The 25166-nt window shown below is 72.5% G+C and carries 12 protein-coding genes; 2 read left to right on the top strand and 10 right to left on the bottom strand.

The window, feature by feature from the left end:
* Window positions 1–2: 2 nt before the first annotated feature.
* From P1P75_RS03865 to P1P75_RS03910, 10 genes are all read right to left on the bottom strand, one after another.
* Window positions 3–1730 (bottom strand): thiamine pyrophosphate-binding protein, encoded by a 1728-nt coding sequence (locus P1P75_RS03865; RefSeq protein ID WP_319251820.1) that lies wholly within the window; start codon window positions 1728–1730, stop codon window positions 3–5.
* Window positions 1727–3094 carry a (3,5-dihydroxyphenyl)acetyl-CoA 1,2-dioxygenase DpgC gene (gene dpgC / locus P1P75_RS03870; protein WP_319251822.1) on the bottom strand — a complete coding sequence of 456 codons (1368 nt, stop codon included), beginning with the start codon at window positions 3092–3094 and terminating at the stop codon, window positions 1727–1729. The genes P1P75_RS03865 and dpgC overlap by 4 nt, the downstream gene beginning before the upstream one ends.
* Before the next feature lie 26 nt (window positions 3095–3120).
* Entirely contained in the window at window positions 3121–3822 is a 702-nt protein-coding gene (gene dpgB, locus P1P75_RS03875) for an enoyl-CoA-hydratase DpgB (RefSeq protein WP_319251824.1), read from the bottom strand.
* 64 nt (window positions 3823–3886) lie between these two features.
* Window positions 3887–4972, bottom strand: a complete 1086-nt coding sequence (dpgA, locus tag P1P75_RS03880) for a 3,5-dihydroxyphenylacetyl-CoA synthase DpgA (protein WP_319251826.1) — start codon at window positions 4970–4972, stop codon at window positions 3887–3889.
* 129 nt (window positions 4973–5101) lie between these two features.
* On the bottom strand, window positions 5102–7894 hold the full coding sequence (locus P1P75_RS03885; RefSeq protein WP_319251828.1) for an AAA family ATPase: 2793 nt from the start codon (window positions 7892–7894) through the stop codon (window positions 5102–5104).
* Between the two features lie 398 nt (window positions 7895–8292).
* Window positions 8293–9744 carry an MFS transporter gene (locus P1P75_RS03890; protein WP_319251830.1) on the bottom strand — a complete coding sequence of 484 codons (1452 nt, stop codon included), beginning with the start codon at window positions 9742–9744 and terminating at the stop codon, window positions 8293–8295.
* 150 nt (window positions 9745–9894) lie between these two features.
* Window positions 9895–10554: an isochorismatase family protein gene (locus tag P1P75_RS03895; RefSeq protein ID WP_319251832.1), complete on the bottom strand. Its 660-nt coding sequence runs from the start codon at window positions 10552–10554 to the stop codon at window positions 9895–9897.
* Between the two features lie 27 nt (window positions 10555–10581).
* Window positions 10582–11109 carry a flavin reductase family protein gene (locus P1P75_RS03900; RefSeq protein ID WP_319251834.1) on the bottom strand — a complete coding sequence of 176 codons (528 nt, stop codon included), beginning with the start codon at window positions 11107–11109 and terminating at the stop codon, window positions 10582–10584.
* A gap of 228 nt (window positions 11110–11337) precedes the next feature.
* The gene (locus P1P75_RS03905) at window positions 11338–13017 is read right to left on the bottom strand and encodes a tryptophan 7-halogenase (protein ID WP_319251836.1); all 1680 of its coding nucleotides are present in this window, start codon (window positions 13015–13017) and stop codon (window positions 11338–11340) included.
* Window positions 13018–13052: 35 nt separating this feature from the next.
* Window positions 13053–14330, bottom strand: coding sequence for an NAD(P)/FAD-dependent oxidoreductase (locus P1P75_RS03910; RefSeq protein WP_319251838.1), 1278 nt, complete (start codon window positions 14328–14330; stop codon window positions 13053–13055).
* A 266-nt stretch (window positions 14331–14596) separates the two neighbouring features.
* On the opposite strand from P1P75_RS03910, the gene P1P75_RS03915 reads away from it, so the two are divergent.
* Complete coding sequence (locus tag P1P75_RS03915; protein WP_319251840.1) at window positions 14597–21181, top strand: polyketide synthase; 6585 nt, start codon at window positions 14597–14599, stop codon at window positions 21179–21181.
* A 1-nt stretch (window position 21182) separates the two neighbouring features.
* The gene (locus P1P75_RS03920) at window positions 21183–25079 is read left to right on the top strand and encodes a beta-ketoacyl synthase N-terminal-like domain-containing protein (RefSeq protein WP_319251842.1); all 3897 of its coding nucleotides are present in this window, start codon (window positions 21183–21185) and stop codon (window positions 25077–25079) included.
* Window positions 25080–25166: the final 87 nt, after the last annotated feature.

A 25166-nucleotide genomic window follows, 5' to 3' on the forward strand; every position in this document is an offset into this window, starting at 1 on the left:
GGTCAGACACTGTCGGCGTGGCTCGTGACGGGTACGTCGATGAGGACGGGCTCCGCCCCCGCGGCGGCCCGCGCCACGGCCTCGGCGAGGTGGTCCGTCGAGCGGGCCCGTACCGCGGTGATGCCGAAGAACTCGGCGACACGGGTGAAGTCGAGTTCCGGCGGCGCGAGATCCAGGCCGTCGGGGCCGTCCGCTCCGTCCCCGAGGCCCAGGAAGTCCGTGGCGGGCGTCAGATCGAGCCGTGGCGCCGGGAACTCCGGGCCACCGGCGCCGCGACGCGCGGCCCGGCTCCGTCGGGCGGCGGTTTCCTTCAGGGTGCGGTACTCGCCGTTGTTCATCACCACGAAGGTGACCGGGACGCGGTAGTGCGCGGCGCTCCACAGCCCCTGGAGTCCGAACAGGGTGCAGCCGTCACCGAGCACGGCGACCACCGGGCGGCCGGGATCCCCCATCCGGGAGCCGATCGCGGCCCCGATGCCGGAGCCCAGCCCGCCACCCACCGTGTGGACATAGGAACGGGGACGCTCCAGCGGCAGCACGCTGCGCAGCAGCAGCCCGCTGGTGATCGCCTCCTCCACCACGACGGAGTCCGCCGGGAGCCCTCGGACGACGGCGTGCACAGCGGCCAGCGGGTCCATCGGGGCATCGCCGTAGGCCGCCAGCGCGCGCTTGTGCACGCGGGCCCGGGAGGCCTCGTGCGCACGGCCGGCCGCCTCGGTGCGCGACGGCGCCTCCGGCACCTTCCCGGCCAGCTGCGCCGCGAGCGCCGCGAGCGTGGCCCGGATCCCGCCGACCAGAGCGAGCGCCACGGGGAAGGTCCGCCCCGGTTCGCCCGGGTCGTCGTCGAGCTGGATGACGGCGGTGCCGGCGGGGATGGGTGAACCGGGCTCGTAGTGGTGCGCCATGAACGCCCGGGTGCCGGCGATGAGCACCACGTCGTGGCCGTCGAGAGCCGTCCGGATCGCCGAGTAGCGGGCGTCGAGCATGCCCGCGTAGAGCGGATGCACGGTGGGGAAGTCCACGCCGTCGTGCATCGGCTGGTGGAAGACGGTCGCCCCGGTCGCCTCGGCGACCGCCACCAGCTCGGCCACGGCGCCGTCGCGTCCCACCCCGTCGCCCGCGACGATCAGCGGTCGCTTCGCGGCGGCGAGCCGCTCGGCGGCCTCCGGCCATGCGGCGGCGGCGCCGAGGCCGCCGAGTCCCGACCTCGGAGCGGGCGGCGCGACGGGCGTCTCCTCCTCCAGAAGGTCCATCGGGATCGAGAGGAAGACCGGGCCCGCCGGTGGCTGGACGGCCAGCGCGAAGGCCCGGCGCAGCATGCCCGGGAGGTCATGGGCGTGCTGGACGTCGAAGGTGTGCTTGACCGCCGCGCGGGCGATCCCCACCAGGTCGCCGGAGAGCATGGGGTCCTGTGCCAGATGGCGCCGGTCCTGCTGCCCCGCGGTCACCACCAGCGGCGTACGCGAACGGCCGGCGTTGAGGAGACCGACCATGCCGTTGGCGAGCCCGGCGGCGATGTGCAGGCTGACGAAGGCGGGGCGGCCCGTGGCTCGGGCGTACCCGTCGGCCATCGCGACCACGGAGGCCTCCTGGACCCCCAGGACGTACTGGAGGTCGGCGGCCGCCGTGACCGCCTCGACGAAGGGGAGTTCGGTCGTGCCCGGGTTGCCGAAGACCCGCGTCACGCCCTCGTCGCGCAGCACCTCCAGCATCGCGTCGACGGGCCTCATGAGCCGCTTCCCGTCCGACGGTGCGCGAAGGCACCGGCGCTGAATCTGTCCACCTTGTCGATGACGTCGGCGCTGTAGAGCCGCAGCGCCTGTTCGAGGGCGAACTCGGCGGCGTACGCGCGCAGATGGTCCATCGGCTCCTCGGCGAGATTGATCATGTGCCGGTTCGGGACCACGGCCGGGCTCGCCAGCCGGGCGACCGCGGCCTCGACGCTCGCGTCCATCAGCTTGGGGTCGACCACCTCGTCGCAGACGGCGCCGGCCTCGGGCTCGCGTGCCCAGAGCTTTCGGCCGGACAGGATGACCTGCCGCGACAGTCGCCCTCCCGCGAGCGCGGTCAGCCGGAGGTTGGCCATGCCCGGCACGATGCCCTCCTGGGCCGCCGGAAGGCTGAAGTAGGAGTCGGCGGCGGCGATGACGTGATCGACGGCGAACAGCATCTGCATGCCACCGCCGATCGCGAAGCTGTCGACCGCGGCCACCCACGGCTTCTCCACCAGCGGCCGGGGCCAGGCGTCGTCGACCCGGACACCGCGGATCAACTTGTGGAGGTGGCCGAGTTCACGGCGGAGCAGGAAGTCCACGAACGAGATCCGGCCGTAGTGCAGATCGACCAGGTTGATCCCGGCGCAGAACACCCGCCGGCCCTGGTAGCGCGGGTGGGTCATCTTCCCGCCGCGCAGCACCCCCACCTTGACACGGTCGTCGAGCAGGGCGAGGTCGACGGCCGTCTCCAGGTCGTCCACGAGCCGGTCGTCCTCGGCGTTGAGGAACCGGCCGTTGCACAGGGTGAGGTGAGCCGCCCGGTCGATCCTCTCGAGCCGGACGGTGCCCAGTTCGAGGCTCCCCGTCCGGTCGAACTCGCCCAGCAGCGACCGGGCGCGCCGGGTGGGCCGCAGCAGGGCCTGCATCAGATGCGGGCCGGCCTGCGGCGAGCGCAGCACCCAGTGGAAGAAGAGGCCCTGGTCGATCTCCCGCCCGTCCTTGTCGGCCTGCGTCGCGCACTCGCGCTCCGCCGCCATCTGTGCCTCGGTCGGGGTGAGCCCGGGAAAGGCCTCGGACGCGGCCAGCACGAGCTCGGACAGCGAGCGCTGTTCCCGCAGGCCACCGGTCAGTTCGTGGTAGACCCGCTCGGCGTGCAGTGCCAGGAACGCGCTGCGCACGCGCCGTTGGCCGGCGATCACCTCGGCGGCGAGCTGCTGCTGGCCGGGATCGCGCCCTGCCTTGGCGGGGAGTTCCGCGAGCAGCTTCTCGGCCTCGGCCGTGGAGGCCATCAGGGCGTTGGCGTCGGCCAGCAGCGAGCCGCTGAGGACGGGTGTCCGCGCGGGCCACCGCTCCGCGTCCGCCACGGGAGGTGTCGTCATGTTCCCTGCTCCTTCCGTGCCGCTCATCACGCGGTGCCGCGGGCGCCCGCGAACTCGCCCCTTGTCCGGCGCAACGTCCGGTCGCAGGCGGCGAGATGCTTGCCCAGCGCCTCCTCGAAGGCGGTCACACCGGCCTCGATGACGAGCTGCCGACGGATCGCCAGCTCGGCGGGGTCCAGCCGGGCGAAGCGCTCTGCCAGACGGGCGGCGACGGCGGCCGGGTCCTTGGCGGTCTGGTCGATCAGCCCCATCGCCAGGGCCCGTTGCGCGGACAGTTCGGCGCCGAACAGGACGAGTCGGCGGGCGTGGAGGCCGCCGAGCTGGTTGGTGAGGCGGTGCACGGCCATGCCGGCCCAGACGCCGTCGTTGTGCACAGGAACGTTGATACGCAGCCCCGGCGCGCCGATCCGGTGGTCGGCGGTGAGGAGCACGTCGAGCGCGGGACCGCTGCAGACGCCCTCGACGGTCACGATCTTGGCGAACCGCCCCTGTTCGAGCCGCCGCAGCGCCTTCTCCCAGCGGCTCACCACATCGATGCCGACATCGCCGGGCCAGTTCTGCGCCGGGCCCGTGCCGGACAGCCGTATCACGGCGCTCGTACCCCCCGTGTCCTCCTGGCGGTCGCAGAACGCGTTGACGTCGGCGACCAGCAGCGGGCACAGCGGGCGGGTGCTGTCGATGTCCAGGGTGTGCGGGGACGGGCCCTGGGCGAGGTCGGAGGAAGACATGTCTGACTCCTGATCGTCGGTGTGGAAGAGGAACGCGAGAGAAGAGGTCCGGCGCGGGGGCCGTTCAGTAGCGGACGAGCGCCGTCTCGAGCGTCGAACCGGGGCCCATCGTCATGAGGACGCCGTAGTCGCCAGGGCGTGTCACGCCTTCCCGCAGCTGCTGCTCGTACGAGAACAGGAAGGAGCCGCTGGAGAGGTTGCCGTAGTCGCGCAGCACGTCGGTCGTGTGCCGCACGTCGTGCCGGGTGAGGCCGAGGTTGACCGACACCGAGTCGATGACCTTCTTGCCTCCGGAATGCACCAGCCAGTGCGCGATCTGACTGCGCCGCAGCCCGGTCCCGTTGAGCAGATCCGAGACGACGCCCTCGGCGTGCGCGCCGACCACGTAGGGCACCTCGCGGTCCAGGTAGAAGCTGAACCGGCCCTGCTTCTCGTCCCAGTCGTAGCGCATGGCGTCGACGGCGTCGGGGACGATGCAGCTGGCGTACTTCAGTACCTGCGGGCCGGGATTCTGCGGGTCGTGCGAGACGGCGATCGCCGCGGAGCCGTCACCGAAGAGGCTGTTGACGACGGAGGTGCGCATGGTGCCGTCGAAGACGTACGCCGCCGAGCACACCTCGATGCACACCATCATGGCGATCTTCCCGGGGTTGGCCGAGGCCCAGCCGGTGGTCGCGTTGAGGGCGTTGAGGCCCGCGTTGCAGCCCATGCCGACGATGTCGAGACGGCTGCAGTCGGTGGGGATGCCCAGCTCCCGGATGAGCAGGGCACTGAAACCGGGCGTCAGCAGGCCGGTCGAGGTCACACAGACCAGATAGCCGATGTCGCTGACCGCGGCCTCGATGCGCTTGAGGCAGGACTGGAGCGCACGGGCGCCCATCTCGGTGCCCCGGGCCTTGTGCTTGGCCAGCAGTTGGCCCTGGGTCTCGCTCTGCGGCCGGCCGTCGTCACCGTACGGCGGAACGTTCAGGAAACGCCGGTCTATCGCACTGTTGAGGAACACCGAACGGATTCTTCCGTCCTGGATCCCGTACATGTCCAGGAGATCCTCCTGGGAATAGGATGAATCCGGGGTCGCGGTCCCGACACCGAGAATGGTCGGTCCGGTCCGTGTTTCCGCCCAAGGCGTCGTTTTTTCACGGAGGATCACTTTGGCTGCCCCTCGCTCATGTCGGTGGAAAGGCTTTCGATGACCTGTGAAAGAGTCGCGGATTCAGCCTAGTCGAACAATTGAGGAATGCGGATACCCCTCCTTCTGTGAAGGCGGTCACCGTGCTCCCTAGGGGGAATAGGGGGTCGAATTCGAATGGGCCTCGGCGAGTAAGGGGTCCGCCCCCGCCGTGTTTTCCATTTTCTCCAGGAAAACCGGGAGGTCGGTGCGGCTGCGCACCTGGAGCTTTCGGTAGACCTGCGTCAGGTGCTGCTCGACGGTGCTCACTGTGATGCACAGCCGCCGCGCGATCTGCCGGTTGGTGCACCCCTGCGCGGCCAGACCCCCGACCCGGCGCTCGGCCGCGCTGAGTTCCGCCGCGCGGTCGCCGCCGAGGCGAGGCCCCCCGGAAGCGGCCCCGGCCGAGGGCGCACCCACGAGACCCGGTTGCAGGGACCGGGCGAGGCGCTCCGCGTGGCAGTCCCGCGCAGCCCGCCAGGCCCGGCGCAGGGTTGGCCTGGCCCGTCGTGAATCGCCGGTCGCGGCGTAGGCGCCGCCGAGGTCGGCCAGTGCGTGGGCGTATTCCAACCGGTCACCGGCCGCCTGCGAGGCCTCGGCGGCGTCGTTGAGCAGCGGCGGCCGCTCGTGCGCCTCCAGGGTCGCGGCCAGATGCCGCAGCGCCCGGCCGAGTGTGCGCTCGTCGTCGGCGGGAAGGCCGTCGAGCTGCTCCTCCAGGAGCGTGCGCGCCTCGTCCCGGCGGTCGAGGTGCACCAGGGCCTGCGCGGCGTCGATCCGCCACGGCGACTGCCGGGGGCCGTCGGCCGCCCAGTCGCGCAGGAGCCGGCAGCAGGTCCTGAAGTCGCTCAGCGCCGCGTAGGGCCGGCCGACCGCCAGGTGGTACTGCCCGCGCGCCCGCAGGTACCGCAGACCGAACGGTGTCTCGAGCATCGCGGCCGGTACCGGCATGTTCAGATACGCGGCGGCGTCCTCGTCACGTCCCGTCTCCACCGCGGTGACGAGCAGACAGGCAAGAGGCGCGCCGGCCAGCACGCCCCAACTCGCCATGGAGGTCTCGTCCAGGGCCGCGGACCCCAGCTCGGCGGCGGCCCGCAGGTCACCCCGGAGCAGCGCCGCGTCGGCGCGTGCCGCAGTGAACAGGCCCTGCCAGTCCGGGCCGTCGTGAGCCGCCGCGTCCGTGAGCATCGGCAGGCACCACGGCGCCACCGTCGCCAGGCGTTCGGGCCTGGCCAGCGCGAGCAGGCCCAGGCAGATGCGGGAGAGCGGTTCGTCGGTGCGCACGCTCTGCCAGAGATGGTCGCCGGACGCCGCCACATCGCCCCGCACGTCCGTGAGCCCTGTGCCGACGAGGAAGGAGGTGACGCGCGGATCGACGGGCGCGGAGGCCGGGGCCCCGGCACCGGTGCCCGCATGGCGGTGCTGGGCGGGATAGCAGAGTTCCAGACAGGCGCGCACGGCGGCGAGCTCCGCCGCCTCCGGCCCGGTCGCCGTCGCGGTGAGCCGGTCGAGCGCGGTGGCCGCCTCGTCCACCCGGCCGTGCCAGAGGAGGTACTCGAGCACGGACAGGGACTGACGTCCGCGCAGCAGGCCGCGGTTCACCGCGTCCCCGAGCTGGCCGAGATGGCGCACCGCGCGGGCGGGCTCGATGCGCCATTCGGCCTCGGCGAGCACCGCACGGCTCACGGCGCGCTGCTGCTCGTCGTCGGCGAGGGAGTGGGCCAGTTCGAGGCAGTCGAGTGCGAAGCCGACCTCCCCGCTGGCGGTGGCGCTGGCGGCGGACTCCCGGAGCACGGCCGGCGCCCATGGCTCGTGGGTCTCCCCGGCGGCGATCAGCTGGTGGGCGATCGAGGTGGAACGGCCGCCCTCGGCGTGCAGCATCGCGGCGGCGCGCCGGTGCCATGCGATGCGCCCGGGGGCGCCGAAGTCCCGAAGGACGGCTTCCCGGACGTCCGGGTGCCGGTAGCGGCCCCGGTGCAGCAGACCCGACGCGTCGAGCAGTTCGACGAGTGCGCGGGCCTCGATCGCGCCGACTCCGCCGAGCCGGGCGATGAACTCGGCACGGTGGGTCTCCCCGACCACGGCGACGGCCCGAGCCACGGCGAGCGCGTCCGGTTCGAGACGGTGGAGGCAGCTCACGGCCCGTTCGGCGAATCGGTCACCCACCACCAGACCGGTGGGCGGCTCCACTCCCGCCGACCGGGTGGACGCCTCCCAGTCCTCGGCCAGCGCTCTCACCAGCAGGGGATTGCCGCCTGTGACGGCGAACGCGCCCGCGGCGAGACTGTGCGCCACGTGAGCGTCGAGGTGGTGCGCGAGCAGTGCCGCGACACCGTCGCAGGTGAGCGGGGAGAGCCGGATCTGCGTGCAGTACGGGTGGCGGGACAGCTCGGTGCGCAGATCCGCGTGCTGGGAGCCCGAGCGGTCCTGGTCGGCGAGGACCAGCATGATGCGTGACCGGCGCAGCCGCCGGGCGAGGAAGAGCAGGCACTGGAGCGAGTCGGCGTCCGCGTGGCATATGTCGTCGACCCCGATGAGCAGCGGCTCCTCGGCGCTCATGTCGAGGAAGATCCGGGAGACGCCCTCCAGGACCTCTGGGCCGACCGTGCTGCCCGTACCGGCCCCGCCCCCGATGACGGCCTCGGCCCGCCGGGCGTACCCGGCGCCGGCGCCGTGCAGGAGCTGGCTGAGGAGGCCGAAGGGCAGCTGCCGTTCCGTCGGAGAGGCGGCGGCGCCGAGGAAGCGCACCCGGGCATCCGCCACCCGCTCCGCGAAGGCGTGCAGCAGTTCGGTCTTGCCGACGGCCACCGGGCCTCGGAGGACGACGACGCTACCGGCTCCGCGCAGACAGTTCTCCAACAGGTCGGACAGCTGAGCGAGTTGGGGCTTCCGCTCGACCAGCGCCATCCGTGTGCACCTCCTCGGGCCGTGACGGCTCCAGTCTGCGCGGAGTGCTCTGAAGGAGTGCTGGACGTTCTCTCCCCGAGGCCGGCACGGGGCGCGGGAGTGTGCGGGGCGCGGAAGCGTGCCGTGCGCTGGGTGCGGAGTGCCTGCGAGGCCCCGCACATGGGCGAGTGCCCGGAGGCCCCGGACGTGGGCGAGTGCCCGCGAGGTCCCGCACATGGGCGAGTGCCCGCGAGGTCCCGCACATGGGCGAGTGCCCGCGAGGTCCCGCACGTGGGCGAGTGCCTGCGAGGTCCCGCACGTGGGCGAGTGCCTGCGAGGCGGCTCCGCACATGAAGGACCGGCCGCGCGGGAGATCCGTTCGCGGCCGGTCGGGGTGGGGGTGGGTGAGGTCGATGGCGTCAGCCCCGCTCCGCCGGAGTCCCCTCCTGCGTCCGTACGGCGGGACGGGGCCCGGGGCCGGCTTCCTTGGGGGCAGCCCGGCCCGGCTTGGGGCTCGGGCTCGTGCGGGGGAGGAGGAACACGGCGACGAGGACGGCGAAGACCAGCAGGGCGCTGTTGGACGCGAACACCGTGCCGTACCCGTCGGTGAGCCGTGACCGGGCGGAGTCCGTCGCGGGGGCGTCGGACGTGGCTGCGGCCGCGACCGTGCTCATCGCCGCCAGGCCGATGCTGCCGCCGAGCTGGCGCGCGCTGTTGAGCAGACCCGAGGCCATGCCGGCCTCGTTCGGGGCGACCCCCGAGGTCGCCGCGTTGGCGATCGGGACGAGGAGCGGTCCGATGCCGAAGCTGGTCAGCAGGCACGGTCCGAGGACGTCGACCGGGAAGGTGCCGTCGGGCCTGATCAGGCTGAACCAGTACATCCCGGCGGCGCCGACGATCCCGCCCACGATGAGCAGTTGCCGGGCCGAGAACCGGGCGAGCAGCTTCACCGCGTACAGTGACCCGACGACGAGGCCGAGACAGAACGGCAGGAACGCCAGGCCGGCGCTCAGGGCACCGAACCCGAGGACCTGCTGGAGGTAGAGGGAGACGAAGTAGAAGGAAGTGAAGATCGTGATGGAGACCATCATCATGTACAGGTTCGCGCCGGCCACCGAGCGGTTGGTGAGCATGCGCAGCCGCAGCAGCGGTTCCCGGGCGGCGGTGCCCTCGTAGACGAAGAATCCGGTCAGCAGGACCGCCGAGACGATCAGACCGGCGATCGTGCTCGTCGATCCCCACGCCTCGGTCTCGGTCCTGACCAGCGTGAAGACCAGCAGCGACGTGCCCAGCGTGGCGAGGACCGCACCTACCACGTCGAGCTTGCGGGCTGTGTCGGCCGCACCGGCCGCCGCCACGTGACGATGCGCGAGCCACATGCCGATGAGCGCCATCGGGACGTTCACCAGCATGACCCACCGCCAGTTGATGTACTCCGTGAGCAGACCGCCCACCACCACGCCGACGGCGGCACCGCCGGCCGTGACGGCGCTGTACACGCCGAGCGCCCTGCCGCGTTGCGGCCCGGCCGGGAAACTCGTCGTCAGGACCGCGAGCGCGGCCGGGGCGATCAGTGCCGCGCCCACGCCCTGCGCGGCGCGCGCGGCGATCAGCTGGCCCGGACCCTGCGCGAGACCGCCCAGGAGCGAGGTGATGCCGAACAGCGCGAGACCGATCAGGAGCAGTGGCCTGCGGCCGAACCTGTCGGCGGCCCGTCCGCCCAGGAGCAGCAGTCCGCCGAAGGTGAGGGTGTAGGCGTTGACCACCCAGGACAGTCCCGACTCGTCGAAGCCGAGCGCCGTCTGCATCGACGGCAGAGCGACGTTCACCACCGAGACGTCGAGGGAGACCATGAGCTGGGCGATGGACACGGTCCACAGGACCCCTCCGGGGCTTGTGGTCCGGTCCTCTCGTGGTGGGTTTTTATACATGTAAAAATAGTAGCCTCGCGGGATGGCCTTGTCGAGCGAAAGCAGCGGAGCCCACGCCCTCCGCAGGCGCCGTCGTCTCGGGCCGGCACCTCATCCCCCGTGCGCCCGGGAGGCGTGAAGCAGCTCCGCCGTGAGCCGCGCGGTGGGCTTCACGGTCGCGCAGCAGCCCGCCGCCCAGGCGAGCGCCGTCCGGTGCTCGTGGGCGTTGAAGTCCGCGACCGCGTCGGCCGCGAGGAAGACCTCCAGGTTGTGGCTGAACGCGTCCACCGCCGTGGTGACACCACTCAGGTGCGCGTACACGCCGCAGATCACGAGCTGGTCGCGGCCCAGTTCCCGCAGCTGCCGCGCCAGGCCCGAGCCGAAGAAGGCGCTGTAGCGCCAGGCGGACAGCACGGTGCCGCTCGCGTCCGGGGCCAGCTCGCGCACGATGGCCGCGTCCTCCAGGGCGTCGTCGAGGCCCTTGCCCCAGAAGTCCGTGAGCAGGCCGCGCTCCCCGGGTGCCTGGGTGCCGGGCTGGACGGTGTGGACGACCGGCACGCGCAGCCCGCGGCACGTCCGGAGCAGGGCCGAGCAGTTGGCCAGCAGAGCGTCGAGCGGCTGCGTGCCGCGGGTGTACGGCCGTAGGAAGAAGCCCTGCATGTTCAGGACGAGCAGAGCGGATCGCTCAGGGTCCGCGGTCCAGTCGACCCTGCTCTCGGCGAACTCGTCCGGACCGGGCATCGGATACGGATCGATCACGCGTACGTCCATGGTCTGCCGTTCCCTTCGCCGGGGTCGTCAGGAGATGAAGTCGTACGACAGGAAGGCGTTCTCCATGTCCTCGGCCCAGGACCCGTACCGGCGCATGCCGTACAGCAGGGGCATCGGCCGGCGCAGGGAGGTGACCAGCGTGACGCGGGCCAGCACCACCGTGTGGTCGCCGACGGCCTGTTCGCTGGTGACCGTGCAGTCGGCGATCGTGTGCGCGGCCTCGGTCAGATGCGGCCCGCCCTGCCCGGCCGGCACCCACGGCACCTGGTCGAACCGGTCCGCGGCCCCCGAGCCGAACAGCTCGGCGGTGGACCGCGCGTGCTGATGAAGCAGGTTCACCGACAGTGACCCGCTGTCCTGTACCGCGCCGAGCGTGGGACTGCCGGCCCGTAGACAGACGAGCAGGGTGGGCGGGTCGAGCGCGACGCTGCACAGTGACGTGCATGTCATTCCCCAGGGGATGCCGTCACGGCCCTGCGCCGTCACGACCGAGACACCCGTGGGGAACCCGGCGAACAGAGGGCGGGGATCGGCTTCGTACCGTTGGTGCGACATGAGTCCTCACTCGCCTCGGTCACGGGGGTGCGGACAGGGAACGCCCTGGCCACATGGATTCGCCGTACGGATCCGGCGGTACGCGTCCGCAGGTGCCGACCCCCCTCCGGACGGCCTCGTGGGGCAGGGGCGGGTCCACGAGAACGGCCGGAGGGGAGGCGCCGGGGGGTGGTCCGGAGCCCGGCTCCGGGAGGCCCCCTCCCGGTGGGCCGGTTCAGCGGACCGGGATCAGTAGTGCCCGGCCCCCGTCTCCGCCTCCTTGGCCCGCTCCATGCCCCGGGCGGCGTTGAGCATGCGCTTGCCGATCTCCGGCGGGGCCTGGGTGCGTGACCACTCCTCGGCCGCCGCCATCCGCTCCCGCGTCATGTTGAAGCAGCGGTTCTCCGGCAGTCCGAACTTGTCGGCGTGCGCGATGAAGTCCACTTCCTTCTGGATGTACTCGTGGATCCGCGCGGCGGCGACGTCCGGCTCGACGGTCCCGGCCTCGACCGCCTCGCACAGTTCACGGGTCAGCTCGCCCATGCGGACGTAGGTCTCGCTGATCGGGAGGGGGGACCCCGGGTTCCCGGACCGCTCGGTCTCCAGGAAGACGTCGGGGTCGCCGGTCTCGCTGAACCGGTAATAGGCGTCCTCCACCATCATGTTGCCGCTCATCGTCCCGAGCATCCACGTCCGGTTGACGGCGTTCCACAGCTCGTAGTGGCCGAAGCCGACGAACGAGCTGTAGACCAGGTCGTCGTGGAAGTCGAACAGTCCCTGCTGCAGGGCCTCGACATGGGCGAACCGCTCCTTGGACCAGTCGCCGTCGCGGGAGGCGGCGATGAGCCGCCAGCCCAGCGCGTTGACCAGCTCCAGCGTGTTGGCCAGGCCCCGCGAGTACAGCGCGTCGATGAACCCGGCGGCGTGGGACGTCAGGCAGTAGCGGTCGCCGACGACCGTCTTGGCCGAGTACTGGAGCCGGCCGGTGGAGACCCACGGGCGGACCGCCTTCGCCCCCTCGAACTGCCAGGCGATCTCCGGGAACCGGGCGAGGAAGTCCTGGAACTCCTGCTCCGGGGGCGTGTCTTGCTTCGGGTACTTCCGCGGGTCCAGGGTGAGGCCGACGCTGCACAGCGGGTTGCGGGCCGCGTCGTGGTTGTCGAACGGGATCACCCAGAGCCAGCCGCCGTCGAAGACGTGGTGCAGCGTTCCGTGGTGCCACGGGCTGGGCTGGTCGTGCTGCTGCGCGGTGGGCGAGCCGTCGAACGGCTTCACCCCGATCATGTGCGTGAAGAGACAGCGTGAGTGGGTCCTGGCCCGGGTGGGCGTCTCGCGCAGGTCGAACTTCTCCGCGAGCGGCGAGCGGAACCCGCTGCCGTCGACCACGTACGAGGCGCGGAACTCCTCGCCGTGTTCCGTGCGCAGGACCGCGCCCTCTTCCGGGTCGATGTCGATCTCGGTGACCCGGGTCGCGAGCCGCGCGTCGGCGCCGTACGTGATCGCGACGTGGAACAGATGCGCGTCGACGTCCTGACGGAAGAGGTGGGTCTCGGTGCGCAGGTCGATGGGGACCACCAACTGGTTGATCTCCTGCGGATTCTGCTTCTGTCCCTCGCGGTGGTAGACGAATCCGAAATTCTGCTTCTGGCCGCAGTTGGGGGAGATCTCCTCGATGGTCCCCTTGTAGTTCGACAGGGCCTTCAGCTCGGGCACGTCGTAGCGCTTGGCGATGAGCCGGGCCATGCCCGAGGTGTACGGGATGGTCGACTCGCCCACCGCGAAGCGCGGGTGGGTGCCCGCGTCGAGGATGAGGGTCTTCACCCCGTTGCGGGCGAGCACCGCGCCCAGCATGCCCCCGGCCATCCCACTGCCGAGGATCACCACGTCGTACCGGTCTGTCGCCGCGGAGGCGGAGTTCTTGCCGTGCACCAGTTCTTCCCTTCTTCGGCGTTCGACGGGTCGGTTCAGTTCTCGGCGGCGGCGGAGGACCGGGTCTCCGGGACGAGGTCGTCGACGGTGATGTCCAGGGCGAGGTGCTTGCCGCGCAGGCCGGCCAGGAGCGTGACGAAGTCGTTCGCCGGAGTGTTCTTCTCCTCCGGGTCGATGATCGACTGGGCCAGCTTGTGGTACTCCTCCTTCTTCAGCGACCGGTCGTAGAAGCGCTCCACGAAGGACCGGACCTCGTTGAAGAAGCTCAGGTAGGCGGTGGCGTAGCGCTTGAGCGCGACCTCCTCGATCTCCGGGTACTGCAGGACCTTGTCGATGACCCGGGACAGGATGCTGCCGGCGGTCGTCGCCAGCGCGACACCGGTCGAGATCAGCGGGTCGACGAACGCGGCCGAATCACCGACGGCCGCCCAGCCCTTCCCGTAGACGGTCTGGTTCGTGTACGACCAGTCCCGGGCGCTGCGGAAACCGGCCGACTGGCGTGCGTCCCGCAGCATGTGCTTGAGCTTCGTCGTCTTCTCGACCTCGTCGCGGAACAGCTGTTCGAGACCCTGGTCGCTCTCGCCGGCGACCGTGCTCGGCGTCACGAAACCGACACTGACCGTCCCCTTGTCGAGCGGGATTCCCCAGAACCAGCCGTTCTCGATGCCCTCGATCAGGATGTTGGTGTACTGGTCGCCGGGCAGCCGCTCGCAGTTGTCGAAATACGTCCACACGGCGACGTTGCGGAGCTTGTCGTGCCAGTGGATCTCCGAGTACCTGCGGGTGAGGACCCGCGCCTGTCCCGAAGCGTCCACCACCATGGAGGACCTGACCTCGTACGTCTCCTTGCCGCCGCGCACGGTGAAGCGGACACCCGTGACCCGGTCGTCCTCCTCGACGGGCTCCTTCACCGTGGCGTCCTCGACGACGTACGCCCCCAGTTCACGCGCCCGGTCCAGGATCACCGAGTCCAGGTCGGCGCGCCGGGTGTGGTAGGCGAACGGATAGTCGCCGCCGTCGACGAAGGAGAAGTCCCAGGCCGCCTGCTCGCTTCCCCAGACGAACGTTCCGCCGTTCTTGCGCTCGAATCCGCGCTGCTCCAGCCGCTCGGTCAACCCCATTTCCTCCATGGGGGCCATCACGACCGGAATAAGCGATTCGCCGACGTGGTAGCGCGGAAAACGCTCTCGGTCGAGAATGAGTACCTTGTGTCCGCGCTTCGCGAGAAGTCCGCCGGTGGTGGCGCCGGCCGGCCCGCCTCCGATGACGACGACATCGAATTCAGTGGGTATGCCAGTGAGAGTGGACGGCATGCTCGACCTTCCCGATTCGGCGTGCCACATCCCGCCGAGCGGGCATCCGCAGCACTGCGTTGACTGGACCCAGCCAGGTTCGGGGGTGCGGGCTGAATGCCTTCTGTACAGCCTCTGGACGAATCCTTGTGGAATCCGGAAAGCATGCTGAATCAGGGGAGGAAATAGGGGTTGTATTTTCTCTCCCGAACTTCCTAGCGTTACGCAAGGTGTCTCGCCGGCCACGGCGGAGGTATGAGCAAGCTCAAGCAGGCAGGAGCGTACGAGTGACGCACGTCGAAGACATCCGGCCACTTTCCGAAGTGCTGCGCGGCCATGCGCTCGACCGTCCCGACAAGGTCGCGTTCGCCGACGAGGAGCGTGAGGTCACCTACGCGCGGCTTGCCGAACGCACGGGACGACTCGCCGGGCACCTGGCCGGATCCGGCGTGGAGCGCGGCGACCGGGTCGCGATCCTCCTCGGCAACAGCGTCACGACCGTGGAGAGCTATCTCGCGGTCACCCGCGCCGCAGCCGTGGGCGTACCGGTCAACCCCCAGTCCTCGGACGCCGAACTGGCGCATCAACTCGACGACAGCGGGGCCCGCTTCGTCATCACCGACGGCACCCACCTGCAGCAGGTCGAGCGCATGAGGGCGTCGCGCGAAGGGCTGCTCGTCGTCCTCGCGCACGGCGACGCCCGCGGTGCCGGCACCCTCGCCTTCGAGGAACTCACCGAGAGCGAGCCGGCCCAGGGACCACGGGACGACCTCGGCCTCGACGAACCGGCCTGGATCCTCTACACCTCCGGCACCACCGGTGCGGCCAAGGGTGTGGTCTCCCACCAGCGGGCCTGTCTGTGGTCCGTTCACTCCTCGTACCGGGGCGTCCTCGGCCTCGGCCCCGACGACCGCCTGCTGTGGCCCCTGCCGCTCTTCCACAGCCTCGCGCACATCCTGTGCGTCCTGGGCGTGACCGTCACCGGCGCCACCGCGCGCATCCTTCCCGGCTTCGGCGCACAGGACGTGCTGGAGGCCCTGCGCGCCGAGCCGTTCACCATGCTGCTCGGCGTCCCGTCCATGTACGACCAGCTGGTCGAGGCGGTGGAGGCGGCGGAGGAGACCGGCGGGACGGTCCCGAAGCCGCGGGTCTGCGTGGTCACCGGCGCGGCGACCCGCGCGGCGCTCGCAGCGGCCGTCGAGTCAGTGCTCGGAGCGCCGCTCGTGAACACCTACGGATCTACCGAGACCTGCGGTGCGATCACCATCGGCCACCCCGACTCCCCCCGCCCGCCCGGTACTTGCGGCACCGTGGTGCCGGGCGGCGAGCTCCGCCTGGTCGACCCGCGTACGGGCCTCGACGTGCGGGCCGGTGACGAGGGCGAGGTTTTCGTCAGGAGCCCGAGCCTGTTCCTGAGGTACCACGGCCGGCCCGAGGAGACCGGCGCCGCGCTGCGCGACGGCTGGTATCGCACCGGGGACCTGGCCCGGCGCGACGCCGAGGGGCACCTGACGATCACCGGCCGTGTGAAGGAACTCATCATCCGGGCCGGCGAGAACATCCAGCCCGGCGAGATCGAGGACGTCCTGCGCGGCGTCCCCGGCATCGAGGACGCGGCCGTGACGGGCCGTCCCGATGAGAAACTGGGCGAAGTCCCCGTCGGCTACGTGGTGCCCGCCGCCGAAGGCTGGTCGCCCACCGAGGCGCTGGCGGCCTGCCGGGAGCGCCTCAGCTACTTCAAGGTTCCGGCGGAGCTGTACGAGGTCGCCGCCCTGCCGCTCACCGCCTCCGGCAAGGTCAGCCGCCGCATGCTGCCGCACCTTCCCGCCCGGCTGCGGGGCGTCGGCACCAGCCACCACGACCGCCTGTGGCGCACGCGATGGGTTCGGTGGGAGCCCGAGCCGGCCGGCCCCACCGGCGCGCCGTCCGCGCCGGAGGCGGCGGCCGGCCCGGCGTCGCGCTGGGCCGTGATCGGAGCGGGCGAACCGGCGTTCGCCAAGGCCGTGCGCCGGGCGGGCGGCGTCCCCGAGTCCTTCCCCGACGCGGCGACAGCCCGTGCCGCAGGACCGTTCGACGGCTACCTGCTGGCGTCCGGCGCGCTGGACGGGGGCGTACCGGACGAACTGCCCGCCGGGCTGGACGCGGGCATGCGGGACGGGGTGCTTGGCGGGCTGGAGGCGGGTGCGGGGGCTGAGGTGTTCGGGGCGCCGGGCACGGGCGTGCCGGACGGGGTGGACGCCCCCGAGGCGGACTCCGTGCCGGAAGGGGTGGACGCCCCCGAGGCGGACCGGGCGTCCGGGCCCCGGATCGTCGTCCTCACCCGGGACGCCGTGGCCGGCCGCCCCGACGAGCGGGTGAGACCGGCCGCCGCGGCCGCGCGCGCCCGGCTCCTCGCCCACGGGGCCGGACGGGCGGTCCTGGTCGACCTGGAGCCGGGCGAGCGGACCGAGGACACGTCCGCCGCCGTCTGGCGCACCATCCTTCAAGCGCCCGCGGGGGAGACCGAGTTCGCCGTCCGCGGCGGAGAGGTGCTCGTGCCGCGGCTCGCGCGCGTACGGGCGACGGCCGAGGTCACGGTCACGCCGCGGCGGGGCGGCGCCACCCTCGTGACGGGTGCGGGCACCCGCCTCGCACACGTCCTCGCGACCCACCTCGTCGTGGACCACGGGGTTCGCCACCTCGCCCTCACCGACGCGGACCCGGCCGCGGCCGAGTCCCTGGGCGCGGAACTCACGCGGCTCGGTGCCACCGTGACGGTACGCACCGAAAGCCCGGACACCCCCGAGGGCGCCGCCGCGCTCCTGGCCGCCCTCGGCCCCGACCGCCCCCTCGACACGATCGTTCACCCGGTGGCCGCCCTCGCCGACGCGACAGCGGCGGAACGGCTGCTCACCCTGACCCGCGACACCGGGCACCCGACCCTCACCCTCTGCGGGACGCTCGCCCACCCCGGCACTCACCCCGCCGACCCCGGCACGGCGGCCGCCACGGCGTACGCCGCCGCGCTCACCCACGACGCCCCGCACGCCACCTTCCTGGCCTTCGGCCCGGTCACTGCCGACGGGAACGCCCCCGACGCCACACCGCCGGGCCTCGCCGGGCTCACCGCCCGGGAGGCGGCCGACGCCTTCGACGCCGAGCGGGCCACGGCGGGCGGCCAGGCCCTTGTCATGCGAACCGACCCGTGGACCATGCGGTCCACCGGGGCCGCCCGGCTCCGCCGACTGCTCCGCAAGCCTGCCGACGGCGCCGGCCCGGCCGCCGGCAACGGGTTGCGGGAGCGGCTCGACGGACTGCCCCCCAGGGCACGTGAGCGGACGCTGACCGAACTCGTACGGGACGAGGCGGCACGGGTGCTCGGACTGGACGAGCCCTGGCACATCGAGACCGGCCGCGCCTTCACCCACCTCGGGCTCACCTCGCTCACCGCCGTCGCCCTGCGCGACCGGCTGGCCGCGCGGACCGGCCTGCGCCTGCCCGTGACGATCGCCTTCGACCACCCGACGCCCGCCGGGCTGGCCGCCGCCCTGGACCGCCGGCTTTCCGGCCGCCGGCCGGACGGGGCCACCGGGCAGCGCCCTCCGCGTCGTGAGGACGACCGCGATCACGACCCCGTCGTCGTCGTCGGCATGAGCTGCCGCTACCCCGGCGGCGTCACCTCCCCCGAGGACCTGTGGCGGCTCGTCGCCGAAGGCCGCGACGCGATCGGCGCGTTCCCCACCGACCGCGGCTGGGACCTGGAGCGACTGTTGCGCGGCGACGGCACGGAGCCCGGCACCTCGGCCACCGGCTCCGGGGGATTCCTCGACGCGCCGGGCGACTTCGACGCCGCGTTCTTCGGCATCAGCCCGCGCGAGGCCCTCGCCATGGACCCGCAGCAGCGACTGCTTCTGGAGGTCGGCTGGGAGGCGATCGAACGCGCCGGTATCGACCCGACCGCCCTGCGGCAGACGGACACCGGCGTGTACGTCGGGCTGATGTTCCACGACTACGCCAAGAACCCCGGTCCCCTGCCCGAGGACCTGGAACGGCTTCTCGGCACCGGCACCGCGGGCAGTGTCGCCTCCGGGCGCCTCGCCTACACACTGGGCCTCAACGGCCCGGCCCTCACGGTCGACACCGCCTGCTCCTCCTCCCTCGTCGCCATTCACCTGGCCGCGCAGGCCCTGCGCCGCGGTGAGTGCTCGCTCGCCCTGGCCGGCGGCGTCGCCGTCATGGCGACCCCGAGCACCTTCGTGGAGTTCAGCCGCCAGCACGGCCTCGCCCCCGACGGCCGGTGCAAGGCCTTCGCCGCGGGCGCCGACGGCACCGGCTGGTCCGAAGGCGTCGGCGTCCTCGTCCTGGAACGCCTCTCCGCCGCACGCCGCGACGGCCACCGCGTGCTCGCCGTGATCCGGGGCAGCGCGGTCAACCAGGACGGCGCCAGCAACGGCCTGACCGCGCCCAGCGGACCCGCCCAGCAGCAGGTCATCCGCCGGGCCCTGGCCGACGCGGGCCTCACGCCCGCCGACGTGGACGCCGTCGAGGCACACGGCACCGGGACCGTACTCGGCGATCCCATCGAGGCCAACGCGCTCCTCGCGACCTACGGCCAGGACCGGGACCCCGGACGCCCGCTGCTGCTCGGCTCGCTCAAGTCCAACATCGGCCACGCCCAGTCCGCGGGCGGCGTCGGCGCCATCATCAAGATGGTGCAGGCGATCCGGCACGGCGAACTGCCCCGCACTCTGCACGTCGACCGGCCGGCCCCGGCCGTGGACTGGGCCTCCGGCGCGGTCCGTCTGCTCCAGGAGCGGACCTCCTGGCCGCAGACCGCGGACCGCCGCCGCGCCGCCGTGTCCTCCTTCGGCGTCAGCGGCACGAACGCCCACCTCATCCTGGAACAGGCCCCCGACCTCCTGCCCGACACCGTGCCGACCGGATTACCCGCCACCGTGCCGGTCGTGCTGTCGGCGCGCACCGGATCCGCACTGCGTCGCCGCGCCGAGAACCTGCTGGACATGGTCCGCGAGGACCCGGGGCTCCGTGTCCCCGACCTCGCGGCCGCCCTCGCCACCACCCGTACGGTCTTCCCGCGACGTACCGCGTTCGTCGTGGAAGGCGCCGCGGAACTGGAGCGCCGACTCGCGGCCGTCGCCGCCGGCCAGGATACCGGCGTCGAGCTGGACGGGGCGTCAGCGCAAGCGTCACTGGCCATCGGGTTCACCGGCCAGGGCAGTCAGCGCCCGGAAATGGGCAAGGAGCTGTATGCCGCCCACCCCGTCTTCGCCAAGGCGCTCGACGCGGCCTGCGGCGCCCTCGACCCGCACCTCGACCGGCCGTTGCGTGACGTCATGTGGGCCTGTGAGGGCACGCCGGGGGCCGCGCTCCTCGACCGTACCGACTTCGCACAGGCCGCGCTGTTCGCCATGGAGAGCGCCCTCTTCAGGCTCGTCGAGTCCTGGGGCATCGTCCCCGACCTCGTCATGGGGCACTCCGTCGGCGCGCTGGCCGCGGCACACGCGGCCGCAGTGCTGTCCCTCCAGGACGCAGCCTCGCTCGTCGCGACCCGTGGCCGGCTGATGGCCGCGCTGCCGCCCGGCGGCGCCATGGCCGCGATCGAGGCGACCGAGGAGGAGATCCGTACCGCGCTGGCGACGACGGCCCCCGCCGTGGCCGTCGCCGCGGTGAACGGCCCGCGCTCGGTCGTGGTGTCCGGCGACGAGGAGGCGGTACGGGCCGTCGGTGAGGCGTTCCGGGCGCGGGAGCGCCGGGTGACCGCACTGCGGGTCAGCCACGCCTTCCACTCTCCGCTCATGGACCCCATGCTGGAGGAGTTCCGGGCGGTGGCGCGCACATTCACCTACCGGCCGCCCCTCCTCCCCATGATCTCCGACCTCACCGGTCAGCTCGCCGACACGGCTCAACTCTGTTCGCCCGACTACTGGGTCCGCCATGTCCGAGAGGCCGTCCGCTTCGGGGACGCCGTACGCGCGCTGCCCGGCAGGGGGATCACCGCCTTCCTCGAACTCGGCCCCGACCGGCAGCTCAGCACCATGGCGGCGGACTGCGTGCCCGGCTCCGAACTGGCCTTGTGCACAGGGCTGCGCCGCGGACGGTCCGAGGTGCGCTCGCTCCTCGAAGCGGTGGCCCAGGCCCATGTGCGCGGCGTCCCCGTCGACTGGCAGGAGATCTTCGCCGGACGCCCCGCGTACCCGGTCGACGTGCCGGTCTACCCCTTCGAGCACCGGCGGTACTGGCTCGCGTCCGGGCCGGCGGATGCCGGCGTCCCCGCGCGGGCACCGGCACCCGCCTCCCCGCCGGACGAGCCCTCGGCCGCGGAACGGCTCCGTGCCGACCTGACGCGCCTCTCCGGGGAACTGCGGGAACACACGCTGACCGAACTCGTACGAGCAGAGGTCGCCGCCGTCGCCGGATTCGACGGCCCGCACGAGGTCGAGGTCCACCGCAGCATGACCGACCTCGGACTCGACTCCGTCTCCGCCGTGGACCTGAGCAACCGCCTCGCCGCACGGATCGGACTCGACCTGCCCGCCTCCCTGGCCTTCGACCACCCGACGTCGACGGCCATCGCGCGCCACCTGCTCAACGCCTCGGGTCTCGCCCGGGAAGGCGGGGAGGCCCGGCCATCGGAGGGCACGGTCTTCGGCGACCTGGCCAGGATCGAAGCAGCCGTCGAACGGGAGCGCCCCGACGCCGTCGCGCGCGACCGGCTCGTCGAACGGCTGCGCAGCCTGACCGCGCAGCTCGTCGACGACTCGTCGGGGCACTCCGAGAGCGCGGACGAGACCTCGCTCGGCGACCGGATCGCCGAGGCCACGACGGTCGACCAGCTCTTCGACCTCATCGACAACGAACTGAAGGGACCGTGACGTGACGGGCACCGAGGAGAAGCTGGTCGACTACCTCAAGAAGGTCACCGCCGAGTTGCACGAGACCCGCCGGCAGCTGCGCGGCGCCACGGCGGCGAGCCGCGAGCCGATCGCCGTCGTGGGCATGGCCTGCCGCTATCCCGGCGGCGTGCGTTCGCCCGAGGACCTGTGGCGGCTGGTCCTGGAAGAGCGGGACGCCATCTCCGGGTTCCCCACGAACCGGGGCTGGGACATCGACGGCATCTACGACCCCGATCCGGACCGGCCCAGGACCTGCAACGCCCGCGAGGGAGGCTTCCTGCACGATGCCGCCCTGTTCGACGCGGAGTTCTTCGGGGTCTCGCCCCGCGAGGCGCAGGCCATGGACCCGCAGCAGCGGCTGCTCCTGGAGACCGCCTGGGAGGTGTTCGAGCGTGCCGGGATCGACTCGGCCTCGCTGCGCGGCAGCGACACGGGCGTGTTCACCGGTGTCGTCCACCACGACTACGCGACCGGGCAGGTGCCGGACGCACTGGAGCCCTACCTCGTCACCGGCCTCTCCGGGGGTGTGGCTTCGGGCCGCATCTCCTACACGTTCGGCTTCGAGGGGCCGGCGGTGACGGTGGACACGGCCTGCTCGTCCTCGCTGGTCGCGCTGCACCAGGCGGCGCAGGCGCTCCGCTCCGGCGAGTGCGGCCTCGCGCTGGTCGGCGGAGTGACGATCATGGCGACACCGCGCGCCTTCCTGTCCTTCAGCCGGCAGCGGGGCCTCTCACCCGACGGGAGGTGCCGGGCGTTCGGCGCCGGGGCCGACGGCACAGGCTGGGCCGAGGGCGTGGGAACGCTGCTCGTCGAGCGGCTCTCGGACGCCCGGCGCAACGGCCACCCGGTGCTCGCGGTCCTGCGCGCGACGGCGGTGAACCAGGACGGCGCCTCCAACGGACTCTCGGCCCCCAACGGCCCGTCCCAGGAGAGGGTGATCCGCAAGGCCCTGGCCAACGCGGGCCTCACCGTGCGGGACATCGACGTGGTGGAGGGACACGGCACCGGCACGAAGCTCGGCGACCCGATCGAGGCGCAGGCGCTCCTCGCCACGTACGGCCAGGAGCGCGACGCCGACCGCCCCCTCTATCTGGGGTCGATGAAGTCGAACGTGGGTCATACGCAGGCCGCGGCCGGGGTTGGCGGCGTGATCAAGATGATCGAGGCGATGCGGCACGGCGTCCTGCCCAGGACCCTGCACGCGGACGAGGCGACGCCGCACGTCGACTGGTCGGCGGGGGCCGTGGAACTGTTGACGAGCCGACGCGACTGGCCCGAGACGGGCCGGCCGCGCCGGGCGGCGGTGTCCTCGTTCGGGATCAGCGGCACGAACGCCCATGTGATCCTGGAGGCCCCGTCCGAGGCCCCGTCCGAGGCGCCCGCGCCGCACACCGGCGCCGTCGGCGACGGCTCGCCGGACGCCGTACCGTCCTTGGTGCCCTGGCCGCTCTCCGGGCGGGACGCCGGCGCGCTGCGGGACCAGATCGCGCGGCTGCGGTCGTACGTCGAGGAGGCGAAGGCCGACCCCGTGGACGTGAGTTTCACGCTCGCCCGGCGTTCGGTCTTCCGGCACCGGGCGGTCCTCCTGCGGGGCGCCACCGGCGCCCGCGAGATCAGCGGCGTCGCGCGGCCCGGCGGCACCGCGCTGCTGTTCTCCGGTCAGGGCAGCCAACGCCCGCACATGGGGCGGGAACTGTACGAGACGCATCCCGTCTTCGCGGAGTCGTTCGACGCCGTCGCGGAGCGTACCGGGCTGCCCCTGAAGGACGTGGTCTTCGGCGAGGCGCGGGACGGGCTCCTCGACCGGACGCACTACACCCAGGTCGCCCTGTTCGCGGTGGAGGTGTCCCTGTACCGGTTGATACGCGGCCTGGGAGTCGACGTCCGAGCCGTGGTGGGCCACTCGGTGGGCGAGGTGGCCGCGGCCCACGCGGCGGGCGTGATGTCCATGGAGGACGCCTGCCGCATGGTGGAGGCGCGGGGCCGCCTGATGCAGGCGCTGCCGCCCGGCGGCGCCATGGCGGCGGTGGAGGTCTCCGAGGCCGAGGCCACGGCGTCCCTGACCGGTCTGGAGGACCGGGTGGCGCTGGCCGCGGTCAACGGCCCGACGTCCGTCGTGCTGTCCGGTGAGGAGAGCGCGGTCCGCAAGCTGGTGGACGGGTGGCGCGAACGAGGCCGGCGGACGCACTGGCTGACGGCCAGTCACGCGTTTCACTCACCGCTGATGGACCCGATGCTGGAGGAGTTCCGCGATGTCGTGGCAGGGCTGGAACTCCACGAACCCACGCTGGCAGGGCTGCCCGCCGAGGTCGTGGACCCCGAGTACTGGATACGGCACGCGCGCCGCCCGGTCCGCTTCGCCGACGCGGTGGCACGGGCCCGCGAGGCCGGCGCCGTACGCTGGCTGGAGGTGGGGCCGGGCGGCGTCCTGACCGCGCTCGCGCAGCGGATCGTGCCCGACGCCGAGGACCAGGTCTTCGCCGCGGCACTGCGCGCCGACCGCCCGGAGACCGAATCGCTCCTCGTGGCCCTGGCACAGACGCACGTCGACGGAGGCACCGTCGACTGGAGTCGGCTGCCCGAGGGACACGGCAGGCTGGTGGACGTCCCCACCTACCCGTTCCAGTACCGGCCGTACTGGATCGAGGACCAGTCCCTTCCCACGGCCACGCCCGCGCCGCAAACCACCCCCTCGCCCGACCGCGGGGACGGCGATGCCACCGGAAGCGGAGCGAACGGATCGGGTGCCGTGGGCGGGTCGCTCGCCGCTCTGACCGGGGCCGAACGGCTGGCCGCCGTGACAGAGCTGGTACGGGCCGAGGCCTCGCACACCCTCGGTCACACCGGTACGCCGCTCACCGCGAGCCGCACCCGCCAGGAGCTGGGCTTCGACTCGCTGACCGCGATCGAGCTGCGCAACCGGCTCAGCCGCGCGCTCCGTCTCCGCCTGCCCGCCACGCTCGTCCTCGACTGCGAGGACCTGGCCTCGGTCGCGGCCTTCGTCGACGCCCGCCTGGAGGACGCCTCCTGCGGAGAGCCCACGGGGGAGAGCCGGTCCGGTGACGACGGCGACGCCGGCCTGCTCACGGAGCTGTTCCGGGACGCGGCCGGAGCCGGGCGTATCGACGAGGCCGTGGCTCTCGCCGAAACCGCCGCACGGATGCGCAGGACCTTCACCGATCCCGCGGACCCGGCCGTGCGGCGTGCCCCGGTCTGGTTCGGCCGCAGGACGGCCCGCCGGACCGTCGTGTGCCTGCCCTCCTTCAGCGCGATCGCCGGCACGCATGTGTACGTCCGTTTCGCGGACGGTTTCAGCGACGCCTGGAGGGCGGCGGCCCTTGTCCATCCGGGCTTCCTCCCGGGCGAACCGTTGCCGGATTCGGTGCGGGTCCTGGCGGAGACGCACGCCCGGACCATCACCGAGACGGTGGGGGAGGTGCCCCTGCTGCTCGTCGGCCGCTCCGCGGGCGGCTGGCTGGCCCACGAGGTGGCGGCCGCCCTGGAGCGCGGGGGCAGGACTCCCCACGGCGTCGTGCTGCTCGACACCCCGGCGAGCGGGGGCGACCCGCGCGGGTACTCGCTGATGGTCGGCGGGATGCTGGAGCGCGACAGCCGGCTCGTCTCGATCGACGACCACCGGCTGACCGCGATGGGGGCCTACACGCGACTCTTCAGGGACTGGAAACCCGAACCGATCGCCGCCCCCACCCTGCTGGTGCACGCCGCCACACCGCACGGGCCCGACGGGACGCGGATCGCCTCCTGGCATCTGCCCCATGACGCCGCCGAGGTGACCGGTGATCACTTCACGATGCTGGAGGAACACTCCGTGGCGACCGCCGAGGCGGTGGAGAGGTGGTCGCGATCCCTGCTCTGACACGGCGACGGCCGCCGCGAGACCGGGCGCGGCCCCTGTGCCGGCCGGGGACCAGCCCGGTACCGACGCCGGTTCCGGGACCGTTCG

It is taken from the genome of Streptomyces sp. ID05-39B (assembly GCF_033794725.1).
Classification (GTDB): domain Bacteria; phylum Actinomycetota; class Actinomycetes; order Streptomycetales; family Streptomycetaceae; genus Streptomyces; species Streptomyces bobili.